General features: G+C 71.2%; 15 protein-coding genes and 1 pseudogene. 9 read left to right on the top strand and 7 right to left on the bottom strand.

The window, feature by feature from the left end; translation table 11 throughout:
• Together IE97_RS0136335 and IE97_RS0136330 are read left to right on the top strand one after the other, a co-directional pair.
• Nucleotides 1–253 (top strand): annotated as a pseudogene (locus tag IE97_RS0136335) (haloacid dehalogenase type II); the annotation flags it as partial.
• Nucleotides 254–308: 55 nt separating this feature from the next.
• The gene (locus IE97_RS0136330; protein ID WP_030251117.1) at nucleotides 309–794 is read left to right on the top strand and encodes a RidA family protein; all 486 of its coding nucleotides are present in this window, start codon (nucleotides 309–311) and stop codon (nucleotides 792–794) included.
• A gap of 667 nt (nucleotides 795–1,461) precedes the next feature.
• On the opposite strand, the gene IE97_RS0136320 is transcribed toward IE97_RS0136330, so the two are convergent.
• Together IE97_RS0136320 and IE97_RS0136315 are read right to left on the bottom strand one after the other, a co-directional pair.
• Nucleotides 1,462–2,640 carry an acyl-CoA dehydrogenase family protein gene (locus IE97_RS0136320; RefSeq protein ID WP_030251110.1) on the bottom strand — a complete coding sequence of 393 codons (1,179 nt, stop codon included), beginning with the start codon at nucleotides 2,638–2,640 and terminating at the stop codon, nucleotides 1,462–1,464.
• 120 nt (nucleotides 2,641–2,760) lie between these two features.
• The gene (locus tag IE97_RS0136315) at nucleotides 2,761–3,135 is read right to left on the bottom strand and encodes a ferredoxin (RefSeq protein ID WP_030251107.1); all 375 of its coding nucleotides are present in this window, start codon (nucleotides 3,133–3,135) and stop codon (nucleotides 2,761–2,763) included.
• 124 nt (nucleotides 3,136–3,259) lie between these two features.
• Here IE97_RS0136315 and IE97_RS0136310 point away from each other — a divergent pair, with 124 nt between their 5' ends.
• From IE97_RS0136310 to IE97_RS0136295, 4 genes are all read left to right on the top strand, one after another.
• Complete coding sequence (locus tag IE97_RS0136310) at nucleotides 3,260–3,673, top strand: ChaB family protein (RefSeq protein WP_030251103.1); 414 nt, start codon at nucleotides 3,260–3,262, stop codon at nucleotides 3,671–3,673.
• A 38-nt stretch (nucleotides 3,674–3,711) separates the two neighbouring features.
• Nucleotides 3,712–4,062: a DUF6479 family protein gene (locus IE97_RS0136305; protein WP_030251100.1), complete on the top strand. Its 351-nt coding sequence runs from the start codon at nucleotides 3,712–3,714 to the stop codon at nucleotides 4,060–4,062.
• Between the two features lie 88 nt (nucleotides 4,063–4,150).
• A complete protein-coding gene (locus IE97_RS0136300; protein WP_030251096.1) occupies nucleotides 4,151–4,501 on the top strand; it encodes a hypothetical protein in 351 nt (116 codons plus the stop codon).
• A gap of 297 nt (nucleotides 4,502–4,798) precedes the next feature.
• Entirely contained in the window at nucleotides 4,799–5,257 is a 459-nt protein-coding gene (locus IE97_RS0136295; RefSeq protein ID WP_030251093.1) for a hypothetical protein, read from the top strand.
• 243 nt (nucleotides 5,258–5,500) lie between these two features.
• On the opposite strand, the gene IE97_RS0136290 is transcribed toward IE97_RS0136295, so the two are convergent.
• Together IE97_RS0136290 and IE97_RS0136285 are read right to left on the bottom strand one after the other, a co-directional pair.
• Entirely contained in the window at nucleotides 5,501–6,082 is a 582-nt protein-coding gene (locus IE97_RS0136290) for a hypothetical protein (protein WP_030251088.1), read from the bottom strand.
• A 120-nt stretch (nucleotides 6,083–6,202) separates the two neighbouring features.
• The gene (locus IE97_RS0136285; RefSeq protein WP_030251084.1) at nucleotides 6,203–7,312 is read right to left on the bottom strand and encodes a winged helix DNA-binding domain-containing protein; all 1,110 of its coding nucleotides are present in this window, start codon (nucleotides 7,310–7,312) and stop codon (nucleotides 6,203–6,205) included.
• A gap of 279 nt (nucleotides 7,313–7,591) precedes the next feature.
• Between IE97_RS0136285 and IE97_RS0136280 the strand changes: the two genes are divergently transcribed.
• The 3 genes from IE97_RS0136280 (at nucleotide 7,592) to IE97_RS0136270 (ending at nucleotide 11,173) form a co-directional block, all read left to right on the top strand.
• Nucleotides 7,592–8,794 carry an acyl-CoA dehydrogenase family protein gene (locus IE97_RS0136280; RefSeq protein ID WP_030251081.1) on the top strand — a complete coding sequence of 401 codons (1,203 nt, stop codon included), beginning with the start codon at nucleotides 7,592–7,594 and terminating at the stop codon, nucleotides 8,792–8,794.
• Nucleotides 8,795–9,089: 295 nt separating this feature from the next.
• The gene (gene ctaD, locus IE97_RS0136275) at nucleotides 9,090–10,802 is read left to right on the top strand and encodes a cytochrome c oxidase subunit I (protein WP_030251076.1); all 1,713 of its coding nucleotides are present in this window, start codon (nucleotides 9,090–9,092) and stop codon (nucleotides 10,800–10,802) included.
• On the top strand, nucleotides 10,799–11,173 hold the full coding sequence (locus tag IE97_RS0136270) for a hypothetical protein (protein ID WP_030901619.1): 375 nt from the start codon (nucleotides 10,799–10,801) through the stop codon (nucleotides 11,171–11,173). The genes ctaD and IE97_RS0136270 overlap by 4 nt, the downstream gene beginning before the upstream one ends.
• A 232-nt stretch (nucleotides 11,174–11,405) precedes the next feature.
• Here the strand turns inward: IE97_RS0136270 and IE97_RS0136265 are convergent, their stop codons facing one another.
• From IE97_RS0136265 to IE97_RS0136255, 3 genes are all read right to left on the bottom strand, one after another.
• Nucleotides 11,406–11,954 carry a DUF1360 domain-containing protein gene (locus IE97_RS0136265; RefSeq protein WP_030251068.1) on the bottom strand — a complete coding sequence of 183 codons (549 nt, stop codon included), beginning with the start codon at nucleotides 11,952–11,954 and terminating at the stop codon, nucleotides 11,406–11,408.
• The gene (locus IE97_RS0136260) at nucleotides 11,932–12,909 is read right to left on the bottom strand and encodes a Rieske 2Fe-2S domain-containing protein (RefSeq protein ID WP_420706168.1); all 978 of its coding nucleotides are present in this window, start codon (nucleotides 12,907–12,909) and stop codon (nucleotides 11,932–11,934) included. Before IE97_RS0136260 ends, IE97_RS0136265 begins: the two co-directional genes overlap by 23 nt.
• Before the next feature lie 62 nt (nucleotides 12,910–12,971).
• On the bottom strand, nucleotides 12,972–13,181 hold the full coding sequence (locus tag IE97_RS0136255; protein WP_030251061.1) for a hypothetical protein: 210 nt from the start codon (nucleotides 13,179–13,181) through the stop codon (nucleotides 12,972–12,974).
• Nucleotides 13,182–13,253: the final 72 nt, after the last annotated feature.

Below are 13,253 nucleotides of genomic sequence, written 5' to 3'. Positions count from 1 at the left end.
GAACAGCGACACCGCGCACGCCGTGCGCCTCGCGGAGAACCTCAAGGCCCCGTTCGAGGTCGTCATCAGCGCCGAGGAGATGGGCGTCTACAAGCCGCGGCTCCGCGCCTTCGAGTACATGTTGGCCATCATGGGCATCAAGAACAAGGTGTACATGGACCGCGGCTGGGAGCACGACGAGCACTGGCTCGGCTACGAGCGGATCACCGACATCGCCGACCTCCCCGTCCTCTTCGGCCTCCCGCGCCCCTGACGCCTGAGCCTGAGCGGAGAACTGAGGAAATGATCCACAGCAAGACGGTGGCGGCATGACTCAGCCCCTGCCTCAAACCGTCAAGGGTGACTCGGCTTCAGAAAGGCTCCAGGCCCTGGGACTGAAGCTACCCGCCCTCGCCGGCACCACGTACCTCGTGCCCCACCGGACGGTGGGCTCCACCATCCATCTCTCCGGCCAACTCCCCTTCAAGGACGGCGAGCTGGTGGGTGAGGGCGTTGTCGGCCGGGACGTGGAGCTGGAGACCGCGCAGGAACTCGCACGCCATGCCGCGCTCAACGCGCTCGCTGCCGCTTTGCAGGCGGTGGGCGATCTGGACCGGGTCCGGATCGTGCAGATGCTGGTCTTCGTGGCCAGCACGCCGGACTTCGGTCAGCAGTCGCAGGTCGCCAACGCGGCCAGCGAACTGCTCATCGAGGTACTGGGTGAGAACGGACGGCACGCCCGCACCGCGATCGGTGTCGCTGGGCTGCCGCTCAACACCCCTGTCGAGATCCAGGTCGTCTGCACCGCTGTGTAGCGGCGAGCCACTCATGAGCAGTGCGGCGGTGGCCCGGCTTCGACGGGCACTCGACGCCCTCGCATCTCCCCGAGCAACACTGGGATGCCATCTGCCGTGACATTCCACGCTTCCGATCCGCGCACTACGGACATAACCCACACATTGGAGAAATCCTCGTGTGGTGCAGCGTCACCCAGGGAGAACGCGCCCTCAGCCCTTTGGTACCGGTGCTCCGCGAGGACAACAAATCCATGGCCGAGTACGTCGTCGGCCGGGCAGGCATCTTCCACGGTCAGCTACACACACCTCGTCGACTCTTGCGCCTCCGTCTCGACCGTTACGCCTCCTTGCTGTCCCAGGCTTGCGACCTGCAGAGACGTTTGGACATCGACATCGACGAGATCGCCGCCACTCCAGCCACATCACTGTCTCAGGTGTCCCAGGGTCCGACGCCGCTCCTCTGAACCCGGACCCTCACCTCCCATACCAGCGCGCAACAATGCCGTCGCAGCACCGGAGGAGACGGCCATCCGTGCCTCAAACACTGCAGTCTCGCCCCACATAACAGCAGTTCACGGCCCAGTCAGCAGCATCACTGAGGAATCTGCACCGCCACCGCCGAACGGAGTTCAGTGCCAACTACCCCGCTTTTGTGCCAACTGAAAAGCCTCGTCACAACATCAGATCAGCGCCGAACCCGGGGCATTCCCAGCCCGATCCACGAGATGATCTCCCGCTGGATCTCGTTGTTGCCGCCGCCGAAGGTGAAGATGACCGCGGAACGGTAACCGCGTTCCAGTTCGCCGTGCAGGACCGCACCCGCCGAGCCCTCCTTCAGAGCGCCCGGGGCGGCGACGATCTCCATCAGCCAGGCGTAGGCGTCGCGCCGGGCCTCGGAGCCGTACACCTTGACGGCGGAGGCGTCCTGCGGGGTGAGGGTGCCGTCCTGGACGGCACCGACCATCCGCCAGTTGAGCAGCTTGAGCGCGTCCAGCCGGGCGTGTGTGCGGGCCAGGAGGCGGCGCACCCAGGGCAGGTCGGCGACGCGGCGGCCGTCGGCGAGCTTGGTCTCCATCGCCCAGCGCTGCACGTCGTGCAGGGCGCGGATGGCCATGGTGCCGTGGGCCGCCAGGGTCACGCGCTCGTGGTTGAGCTGGTTGGTGATCAGCCGCCAGCCCTGGTTCTCGGCGCCGACCCGCCGGGAGACGGGCACGCGGACGTTCTCGTAGTAGCTGGCCGTGGTGTCGTGCGAGGCGAGGGTGTTGATCAGGGTGCAGGAGTAGCCGGGGTCGGAGGTCGGCACCAGGAGCATGGTGATGCCCTTGTGCGGTGGCGCGGCGGGATCCGTCCGGACCGCCAGCCAGACCCAGTCCGCCGTGTCGCCGTTGGTCGTCCAGATCTTCTGGCCGTTGACGACGTAGTGGTCACCGTCGCGGACCGCTCGGGTCCGCAGGGACGCGAGGTCGGTGCCCGCTCCGGGCTCGCTGTAGCCGATGGCCAAGTCGATCTCGCCGCTGAGGATCCTCGGCAGGAAGTACGCCTTCTGCTCGTCGGTGCCGTACTGCATGATCGTCGGGCCGACGGTGTTCAGCGCCATGAGCGGCAGCGGGACGCCGGCCTGGGCGGCCTCGTCGAAGAAGATGAACTGCTCCATCGCCGTCAGGCCGCGCCCGCCGTACTCCTCGGGCCAGCCCACGCCGAGCCAGCCGTCCGCGCCGAGCCGCCGGATGGTCTCGCGGTAGAACCGCTTCCGCTCCGCCGGGTCGCCGTGCCGGGCGTAGGCGTTGTCCGGAACCAGTCCGGCGAAGTAGGCGCGCAGCTCGGTGCGCAGCCGCTGCTGCTCGGGCGTGTAGTCGAGGTGCACGGCGCCTCCAGGCTCCCCAAGGCCGGTCCTGTCGGCGCACACCGTAGAACGTGTTGCAGAAATTGGGAATGGCGGGGCGCGAACGGGCCGGGAGTCCGCCGTCACGCCGGTGTCATGTGTTCAGTTCAGCGTGGCGAGGAAGTCCGTGCACGCCCGTGCGCACGCGCGGCACATCGCCGCCGAGTCCTCCGCCCCTGGCTGCCGGTCGAAGACGTGCGCGGCCTCCAGGCACACGGTCCGGCACCACTCCACCTGCACACGGATGCTGGTCTCGTCCACCTGGTTCTGCTCGGACAGCACACGGCAGGTCGCGTCGCAGACCTCCGCGCACATGATGCCCTTGCGTCGTACGAGTTCCTGGTTCTCGGTGCCGTCGGGATCCACGAGGCTCGCGCGCAGCGCGCACGCCCGTGCGCACTCGGTGCACGCCTGCGCGCAAGCGAAGCGGTCCTCCAGGAACCGGAACAGCTCCTGCTGGGATGTCGTCGAAGTCACACCGCGCGGGTAGCCCCGCCGATCCCGGTCAAACCCGGTGTCCCCAAGGGTTCCGTCCGGTTTTCCGCACCGGCTCCCGGGCACCCGGGCGGCCCCGGAACGACCATGTACGGAGGTGAGTCACATGCCCGGGCGACAGGAGCTTCCGTCGACCCTGGAGCGGTCCTCCGAGGAGGCGCAGCGCACCTGGATCAAGGCGCACGACTCGGCCGTGGAGCAGTACGGCGAGGGCGAGCGCGCACACCGCACGGCCTTCGGCGCGCTGAAGCACACGCATGAGAAGGTCGGCGACCACTGGGAGCGCAAGGAGGGCGGCCGAAAGGCCCCCTCGGACCCGAGGTCGGCCCGGCCCCGGCAGCAGGGCGGCCGCAGCGGCGAGGGCGTCGACGAGCAGGCTTCGAAGGAGCACCTGTACGACGTCGCGAAGCGGCTGGGTGTCGAGGGGCGCTCGCGGATGTCGAAGGCCGAGCTGCTCGACGCCGTCCGCAAGGAGAACCGGTCGAAGACCCGGTCGGCCCGGTCGTCGAGGTCGAGGTAACCGGTTCATGAGGTGAGGACGCGGGGTACTCGCGGGCCATGAATACCGCATGGATGGAGATCGCCGCGGGCGGGGACGCCCCCGGCTTCGGGTTCGTCGTGACGGGTCTGGCGGTCGTGGCCCTGCTGCTGGGTGCCTTCATCCTGGGTGTCCGGCTCAAGCGCAGGCGCCCGCCACGGCCCGAGGAACAGCCCAGGATGCCCGAGGGGGGCCCGGTCCGGGAGACGAGGGAGCACAGGGAGCCCGATGAAGTGCCCCAGGGCCGCGGGCGTCTGACGCCGCACGAGCTGAAGACGCAGGGCGACCGGACGAGCGCGTCCCAGGAGCGTCCGCGCTGGAACGAGGGCAGCAGCGGCTCGTTCGGCAGCGGCGGTCCGGGCGGCGGCTGACAGCCGCTCCGCGGCACCGTGCCCCGTACCTCACGTCGTACGTGAACTCGTACACGTCGCACACGTCGTACACAGGGAAGTGAGAACCATGGCCGATCCCGCCCGCCACACCCTGCCGCTGCCGGACTACGACCATCTGCCGGTCGGCGGCCTGGAGAGCCGGGTGCGGTCACTGTCCGCGGACGAGGTCGAGGAGTTGCTGGCGTACGAGCGGTCGCACGCCGACCGGCTGCCGGTGACCGAGCTGCTGGGGTCGCGGCTTGAGCAGTTGCGCGAGGGCGCGGAGCCCTCCTCCGGCGATCCCGGCGCGATGCGTCCCGAGACGGGCGAGGGGCACGGCGGCTCCCCGGTGTCGCCCGGCACCTCCCCGCAGCCGTTCAGCCCGCCGCCGCACGGCACGCCCGACCAGCGGGGCAAGCCGAAGGGTGACCGCACGTAGACGCCACCCGCCGGACGGCGAACTAGCAGACCGAAGGGCTCGTGCCGATGCACGGGCCCTTTTCACGCGCCACTGCCGGGCGCCACTGCCCCGACACGGTCGGCGACCACGTCCTGCCGGCGGCGCCCGCCGTCGCGTGACGCCCGTCCCCCTGGCCTCAGCGCACACGGCGGTACCAAGTAGGTCTCGGATGTGCTGTCCGCGCACCGAGCGGCGGCGACCCCGGACGTCCGGGCGGCATACTGATCTTGCGCTGCGTGATGATCAGGCCGACGGTCGGAGAGGGGACGACGAGACGTGACCACCGAAGGAGCGGGCGGCGGACGGGGAACGCCCGACGAGCCGTACGGCGCTTCCCCGATCCCGGACGCGGAGTGGCTGAAGTTCCTCACGGACAGCGAGCACGCCATACGCACCCGTGCCCCGCGGGAACCCTCCGCCCGGGAGAGGGCACGGGGACGACAGCCTCAACCACAGCACGCAGTAGGGGACCTGTGGCAACCGGAGGAACCCTGGGTCCGGGTGGCCTGGCGGGATCTGGACCGGCGTGCCAGGACCCGGCGTGTGGCACGTGTCGTCGCCACCGCCGCCGCCGTGGCTGTGGCACTGGGCGCCTGGTCCCAGCTGTCCACCGGCACGGGCACGGGGAGCAGCCCGGGGGAAGGCACCGTGCGTCAGGTGGAAGGCGCGACCGCCAGGACGCCCACGGCCACGCCCTTCCCGTCCGGAACCCCGTTCCCGGGACTCTCCAGGTAGCGCACGCAGGACGGGCACGCCCGGCGCGGCCCTGGCCGGCGCCTCAGGGCAACACCCAGGCCGACGGAGGGCAGGTGCTGCCGGCCGTGCTCGGTGTACCCCTGCGGGCCACCGGGGTCGGCCGCGGCTGCGGGTGTCGGCGGACGTGGGGCCGTCCTGGTTGGGCTGACCAGCGAGGTTGCCGAGGGCGCGACCCGGTCGCCGGGGCCGTCGCGAGGGGCTTTCACGGCGGTGGCCGCCCGGTCAGCCCGTCTTCCACCCCCGCCGCGTGTCGATCCGCTCCCATTCCGCGTCCCACCGGGCCATCCGCCGCCGGTCCAGCGACAGCCGTGCCAGCCATACGGCACCCAGCACGACGCCACCCGCGAAGGCCCCGGCCAGTCCGCCGCCCATGGCCGTGTGCAACCACGCCTCGCCTTCGGTGACCGGTGGGGTCGTGAGGGCACCGCTCCTGTTCACCCACACGGGAATCGTGCTCCCCGCCGGAGCCCTCGGCGGCACCCGCGCCTCCTCCCGGTGCGTCGAGCCGTCCGGCGCGGTCCACCGCACCTTGCCCCACACCCGGTGGTCGCTCGCGGCGCGGGCCGGAGCCGGGGCCGGCGCGTCCTCGACCACCACCGCCATGACCTGATGGTTCTCGGCCCGCTGCCGTTCGACGGCCTGGTCGACCGCCCCCGACGCCGCCAGCCCGGCGAACACCCCTCCCAGCAGGGCGAGCACCCAGCCGGCGAGCACGACCCACGCTTCGACGACGTCGACCCGCCGGGTGAGCGGATTGCCCCGGCACCGCCACCGGCGCACGGTCACCCGCTCTGACTTCCTCATCGGCCGACACCCTCCTCGTGAGCACCGGCAGCACCCTTCCAGTGTGCTCCCGGCCTCCCCGGCGGGCCTGTCGGCCGTGAGGCCTTGAACGCGGTCGTCCCGGTGGATGGGACGGCGTGGTCACGCAGCTCGGACGGGAGAAGTGGCGATCCGCACCCGGCTGCTCTCACCGCCGGAGAGGAAGGATGCCAGCCGCCGTCCCTCCTCGGCGACGTCGGCCCGGTCCGCCCGCGAGAAGCGGCGCAGCGGCGTGACCGACACGGATCCCTCCACGACGGTCCAGGTGGCGGCGACGCGCCCGTCGACCAGGACGAGGCGGGCGCCTTCGACCGACAGCCCGCGATGGACGTCGTCGATGATCCGGCTGCGGTCGCGGTAGCCGAGGATCGCGTTGTCGAAGGCGGGGAGGAACCGCACCGGCGCGGGGCTGTCGGGGTCGGGGCGCGGCGCGTCGGGGAGGTCCAGCAGCTCCCGGCCGTGTTCGTCGCGGAAGGAGACCAGTTCCTCGCGCAGGGCGGCGACAGCGGCGGGCAGTCCGGCCAGACCGCACCAGGCGCGCAGGTCCGCCGAGGCGGCGGGGCCGAACGCGGCCAGGTACCGCCGTAGCAACGCCCGCCCCACGGGGTCCGGGCCGTCCGCGGCTGGTGGGCCGATCTCGCGCCCGAGCCAGGAGGAGGCCAGTGCGTAGCGCACGCCGGCCGTCGTACGCCAGAGTCCGCGAGGCGGCAGCTGCACCATCGGGAGCAGAGCGGCGACGAGCATCTCGCCCAGCGGCCGGTGTCCCACCGTCGGCCAGCGGCCGGCGACGGCTCGGGCGAGCTCGCCCATCGAGCGGGGCTCGCCGTCGGCCATGATCTCCCGGCCCGCCGCGGCGAGTTCGCCGAGGTCCACTCCCTCCAGCTCGCGCCGGTACGTCGCGAGCACCCGCTGGCGCAGCATGCCGTCGTGGCGGGCCCGCCAGGCGACCAGGTCATCGGCGGTGACGAGATGGACGGTGCGGCGCATGAGATGGGTCCGCACCACGCGCCGCCCGGTCAGCAGGGCCGACAGCACCGCCGGTTCGAACACCCGCAGCCGGGACCAGAGACCGACGAAGGGCTCCTGCGGTTCCTGTGCCTGGAGACCGCACAGGTGCCCGACGGCGTCCAGTACCGGCAGGTCGGCACGGTCCAGCAGCAACTGCCGCGCGAGAGTGGCGCGGTTGAGCGCCCGGGCGTCGAGGACGGTCATCGGGGAACCTCGGCCTTCGAGTCGTGTGCCGGCCCGTGGCCCAGGTGCCCGGGCGGCTTGCCCGAGCACGGTCGCAGGAGATGCGGTCAGCGTGTGACCGCATGCGGCGGCGTCACGCCGGCGCGGTGGCGCACCCGGCCGGGGCGCTGTGCCAGCCTCACGGGTGACCCACCTTTCCTATATTCCCTATAGAATTACTGGGAAATCATTGACGGTGTCCCGCGGCCCCGCACAGGATGATGCGGATGCCCCGCACATCCAGGTGAGGAGACCTCCGTCATGGGCGTTGCCCTTGCGCTGTCCGGATCCGCCTCGAAGGCGCACTGGCTGCGCGTGGCACGCGAAACGGCCGACGACCTGGCCACGGACGCGGTGGCCAGGGAGCAGGCCGGCAAGCCCCCGTTCGACGAGGTGTCACGCTTGCGTGAAGCCGGACTGCTGACGCTCCTCGTCCCGGCGGCGCTCGGGGGCGGCGACGGGGACTGGCCGACGGCCTGCGCCGTGGTCCGCGAGATCGCCACGGCCGACGGTGCCATAGGCCAACTCCTGGGCTGCCACTACTTCCTGTCCTGGAGCGCCCGGTTCTTCACCGATCCCGCGGCCGCCGGGCTGGAGGAGCGGTCCGCGGCGGACGGGTGGTGCTGGGGCGGTGGACTGGCGCGTCAGGAAACGGAACTGACGCTCATCCGGAACACGCAGGGCTTTGTGCTGAGCGGTCGGCAGAGCTTTGCCGCCGGGGTCCTGGTCGCCGACCGTCTCGCCGTGCGGGCGGTGCCGGCAGGCACCGGCGAACCACTCGCCGTCGTGGTCGATCCCGCTCTCGACGGCGTGACGGTCGACGGCGACACCGACCCCTTCGGTCAGCGGCTCGCGGCCGGCGGCAGTGTGGAGTTCGACGCCGTACCGGTCGCCGCCGAGGACGTCCTGGGCTCGCTGGCCGTGGACGAGGACGTCCTGTCGCCCCGGACCGCCCTGCTGTCACCGGTGGGACGGCTGCTCTCGGTCCAGCTTCGCCTCGGCATGGCCGAGGGGGTGCTCGCCGAGGCCCGTGAGTACAGCAGGACCGGCCACTCACACTGGCACCCGGACCGGCCGGTCGGCTCGCCGCAGGACCCGCAGGTGCTGACCGCGTACGGGGAACTCACCGTGTTCACCCGCTCCGCGTCCGCTCTCGCCGACCAGGCAGGGGAGGCCGTGGCCGCAGGGCTGGCGCGCGGCGAGGACCTCACCTATGACGAGTACGCGGACATCTCCGTCCTGGTGGCGATGGCCGAAGCCGCCGCGTCCAGGGCCGCGCAGGAGTCCACCGCCCGTGCCCTCGACATCATCGGTGCCCGCTCAGCGTCGTCGCGGCTCGGCTTCGACCGCTTCTGGCGCAACGCCCGGACGCACACCCTGTACGAGCCCGTCGCCCACCGGCTCCGTGATGTCGGCGACTACTTCCTCAACGGCGCGCACCCTCCCTTCGTCCTCCCCGTCTGACCCTTCTCCGGCCCTTCCGCTGTGATGGTGAACAGCGCACAGCGTCAACTCGGCGGCCGACTACCGGGATTGCCTGTGCCGAGAGGACACCGGCCCACCGGGAGGGCAGGGCGGCGGGCGGCCGGACGCGGTGAACCACGCCGGTGGACCGCCCGGACGGATGGATCATTCAGCCGTTCAGCCGAGAAGAACTCGATCCCACGCAGTAGTGACGCATCGACAGGGCTAGTTTCCTCCGGGCTGGAGACACCCCCGGCCTCCCATCCATGCACCGTTGCTGCCGATCGAGGAACTCATGGCGACACACACAGAACCGGTTGCGCCAGTAGCCGCGGCCGAGCGCCGCAGCAGGGGCCAGGTGATCGTCTCCTGGCTGACGACCACCGATCACAAGAAGATCGGGCACCTGTACCTGATCACGTCGTTCGGGTTCTTCCTGATCGCCGGAGCGCTGGCGATGGCCATCCGCGCCGAACTGGCCCGGCCAGGGCTGCAGATCCTGTCCCAGGAGCAGTACAACCAGGCGTTCACCATGCACGGCACGATCATGCTGCTGCTGTTCGCCACGCCCACCTTCGCCGGGTTCGCCAACGCCGTCATGCCGCTCCAGATCGGCTCACCCGACGTGGCCTTCCCCCGGCTCAACATGCTCTCGTACTGGCTGTTCCTCTTCGGCGGCCTCATCGTGCTCGGCAGCCTGCTCACGCCCCAGGGCGCCGCCGACTTCGGCTGGACCGCCTACACCCCGCTCAGCGGCGCAGAACGGACCTCCTACGTCGGCGGTGACCTGTGGGTCATGGGCCTGGCGCTGTCCGGGTTCGGCACCATCCTCGGCTCGGTCAACTTCATCACCACCATCATCTGCATGCGCGCCCCCGGCATGACCATGTTCCGGATGCCGATCTTCACCTGGAACGTGCTCCTCACCTCGGTACTGGTGCTTCTGGCCTTCCCGGTGCTGGCCGCCGCGCTGCTGGTGCTGGAGGCCGACCGCCGCTTCGGGGCGCAGGTGTTCAACGCGGAGAACGGCGGCGCGATCCTCTGGCAGCACCTGTTCTGGTTCTTCGGCCATCCCGAGGTGTACATCCTGGCGCTGCCGTTCTTCGGCGTGATCAGCGAGATCATTCCCGTCTTCGCCCGCAAGCCGATCTTCGGCTACACGGGGCTGATCGGCGCCACCATCGCCATCGCCGGGCTGTCGGTGACCGTGTGGGCGCACCACATGTTCGCGACCGGTGCGGTGTTGCTGCCGTTCTTCTCCTTCGTGACCTATCTCATCGCCGTGCCGACGGGCGTGAAGTTCTTCAACTGGATCGGCACGATGTGGAAGGGCTCGCTGTCGTTCGAACCACCCATGCTGTGGGCGGCCGGCTTCCTGGTCACCTTCCTCTTCGGCGGCCTGACCGGCGTCATCCTCGGCTCACCACCGCTCGACTGGCACGTCACCGACAGCTACTTCGTGGTCGCGCACTTCCACTACGTGCTGTTCGGCACCATCGTGTTCGCCATGTTCGGCGGATTCAGCTTCTGGTGGCCGAAGATGACCGGCACCATGCTCAACGAACGCCTGGAGAAGATCCACTTCTGGACTCTCTTCGTGGGCTTCCACACCACCTTCCTGGTGCAGCACTGGCTGGGCGCCGAGGGCATGCCCCGCCGCTACGCCGACTACCTCGCCGCCGACGGCTTCACCACCCTCAACACCGTCTCCTCGATCGGTGCCTTCCTCCTCGGCCTGTCCACCCTGCCCTTCCTCTACAACGTCTGGAAGACCGCCCAGGAGGGCAAGCGGGTGGAGGTCAACGACCCCTGGGGATACGGGCGTTCCCTGGAGTGGGCGACGTCCTGTCCGCCTCCGCGGCACAACTTCGTCACCATGCCGCGCGTCCGCTCCGAGTCCCCGGCGTTCGACCTGCACCACCCCGGCGTGGCCCAGCTGGACGAGGCGGAGAACACCGGCAAGCGAGACGTCATCGAAGCCGAGGGCCACAAGGGCGAACGGCCATGAGACGCACCAGGCACAGCGCGCCGCACGACGACGGGCATCATCCGCTGGCCGACGAGGCCGAGGGCTACCTGCTGGCCCGCCTCCACCACGACGACGCCCACCGCGAGGCCGAGGACCTCTGTGCGCGGCTGCCCTGGCTGACCACCGCCCAGGCCGAGGAGCTCTCCCGGTACTACATCCGCCAGCGCATCGCCCTCACCCGGCAGATGCTGCTCAGCACGGTCGAGCGGGCCGGCCGGCTGCGGCAGGAGTACGAGAGCCGCTACGCCGACCTCCGGCAGACCCTGCTCCGCCGCCACGCGGCCGGGGCCTGCGTGACCCTGGCCTGCGCCGCCGCGGTGAGCACGCTGATCTGCCGGCTCGGCCGCTAGCAGGGCCTGTTCTGAGTTCCCCGTCGTCCGCGCGGAGCGCGGGCACAGCGGCGTTCGGTGCGTGCCCTCGGCGTGCGGCGTCGCAGGTCATGTGGCGGAGCCACCTGTCCTGTGGCGCCGTGCGGCGAGGGTGCGTGCCGGGCGTCGGGGCGCAGGCGGGGAATTCAGAACAGGCCCTGAAGCCCGGGCCGGCGGCCCGCCCGGGCCGCGAGGGGCGTTCCCACGCCCGCGGTCAGTCGCGGGTCGTTCTCTTCACCAGCGCGCCGTACGCCAGTTGCAGCGTGTCCGCCCCGGCCAGGGCGGCGAGGGCGCCCATGGCGGTGCGCGTCGCACGGGGCCAGAGAAGCTGTCCGGCGGTCAGGGTCGAGGCCACCCACACGCTCACGCAGAACGGGCAGGTCGCGAGTTCACCGACGGTGTGCCTGCCCTGCTCGGGCTGCGCCTCCTCATGCAGTTCGCCGGGGCCCTGCGGGCCGACGTAGCGCGTGAAGGGGGCGCGCAGCGGGCTGGTCACCGACGCCTTGCTCAGCAGTCGGCTGAGCCGGAACGTCGCCACCGAGGTCAGGACCACGTCCCATGGTTCGGGCCGCTCGGGCAGCGGGCGTCCGCTGCGGCTCACGGCAGTGGACCAGGCCGTGGTGTAGGCCGCGAAGCTCGCCATGGCCATGAGATAGCCGCCCAGGGGCCGGTCATGGCCTGCCGCGTAGTCCTGCCGGGTGCGTCGCAGGAGCCCGTGCACACGGCGCGCGAGGCGGCTGTCAGCTGTCGTGGCTGTGTTCATGCGCACCTGTTCCTGTTCCGCTTCCCTGCCCGGCCATCTCCCGGTCGCTCCTCGCGGGCGCGCCTCCGTCCTGGTGCCGTAGGCGCACCTCGACATGACCGTCGGTGATCCGGGTCTCGAAGGCGGGCTGGGGGGAGGTGGCGGGGCCGCGCACGTTCCAGCCGTCGGAGAGCCGGAAGACACTGCCGTGCCAGGGGCACTGGACGCAGCCGTCGGCGACGGTGCCCTCGGAGAGCGGTCCCGCGAGGTGGCTGCACCGCTCGGCCAGCGCGTGGATCACCCCGCCGGATTCGCGCACGACGAGTACCGGCACGTCGTCCACGCTGCGCCGCACCGGCCGGCCGGCCGGGAACTCGTCCACGGCGCCGATCCGGTGCCAGCCCTCCGAGACGACGTGCGGAACCTCTTCGGCGTGGTTGGCGCCGGAGGCCTGCCGGTAGGCCAGGTGCCCGCCCAGCATGCCGCTGATACCGACCGCCGTCAGCCCCACGAAGCCGTACGCCCGGCCCACAGCCTCACGTCCTTGGACGCGGTGGGCGAGCGAGACGGCGTACAGGCCGACGGCCACCGCGTTGGACAGGGCGTGGACCAGTCCGACGCGCTGCTGCTGACGGTGCAGATCCGCCCAGTCGACGGCGCCGGCCAGGGCCGCGGGAGCGGCGGCGGCCAGACCGAGACCGACCAGCAGTCGCGACTCGCGGGAGCGGCCGGGCCGCAGGTCCAGCACCGCCGCCGACAGCCAGCTTCCGATCGGCACCTGCACCATCAGGGGATGGGCGGGGTGCCCCAGCCACCGGCCGTGCAGCAGGTCCCGGCCGGGGCCCAGGGGCAGGGCGCGCACGCCCCTGCGGAGCGTGTCGATCACCGCGTCGGCCCGGGGCTCGCGCTCCAGGCGGTCCAGCAGCCACAGGACCCGGTTCTGCCGCATCACGCGGCGGCGAGGCGTTGCTCTCATGCTCGCCCGGGTCCCCACCCGCACCGACGGCAAACGGAGCGGGGTACGGCGGCATGCCCTGGTCAGCGGCCCTGCCGGGGGACGGCGCGGACACAGCCGTAGCTCTTCTCCTTGATCGTGTCGTAGGCCCGCGGCGTCCTTGCCGACGGCAAGGTGCGGGTCGCCAGGTGGGCGGTGCTCAGCTCTCCGGCCGCCAGGCCGTGGATCAGCATCGGGAGGTAGCGGCGGCCGTGCTGCTGGGCGCCCCGTACCGCCAGGCCCTTGTTGATCACCGCGCCCGGGGGCAAACGTGTCGGCGGCCCCGGCGAACACGCCGAGGACGAAGACCATGCCGCATGTGCGGC

Source organism: Streptomyces sp. NRRL S-455, from assembly GCF_000717875.1.
Taxonomy (GTDB): domain Bacteria; phylum Actinomycetota; class Actinomycetes; order Streptomycetales; family Streptomycetaceae; genus Streptomyces.
Note: the sequence above shows the minus strand (reverse complement) of the source record. Positions and strands in the feature narration are given on the sequence as shown.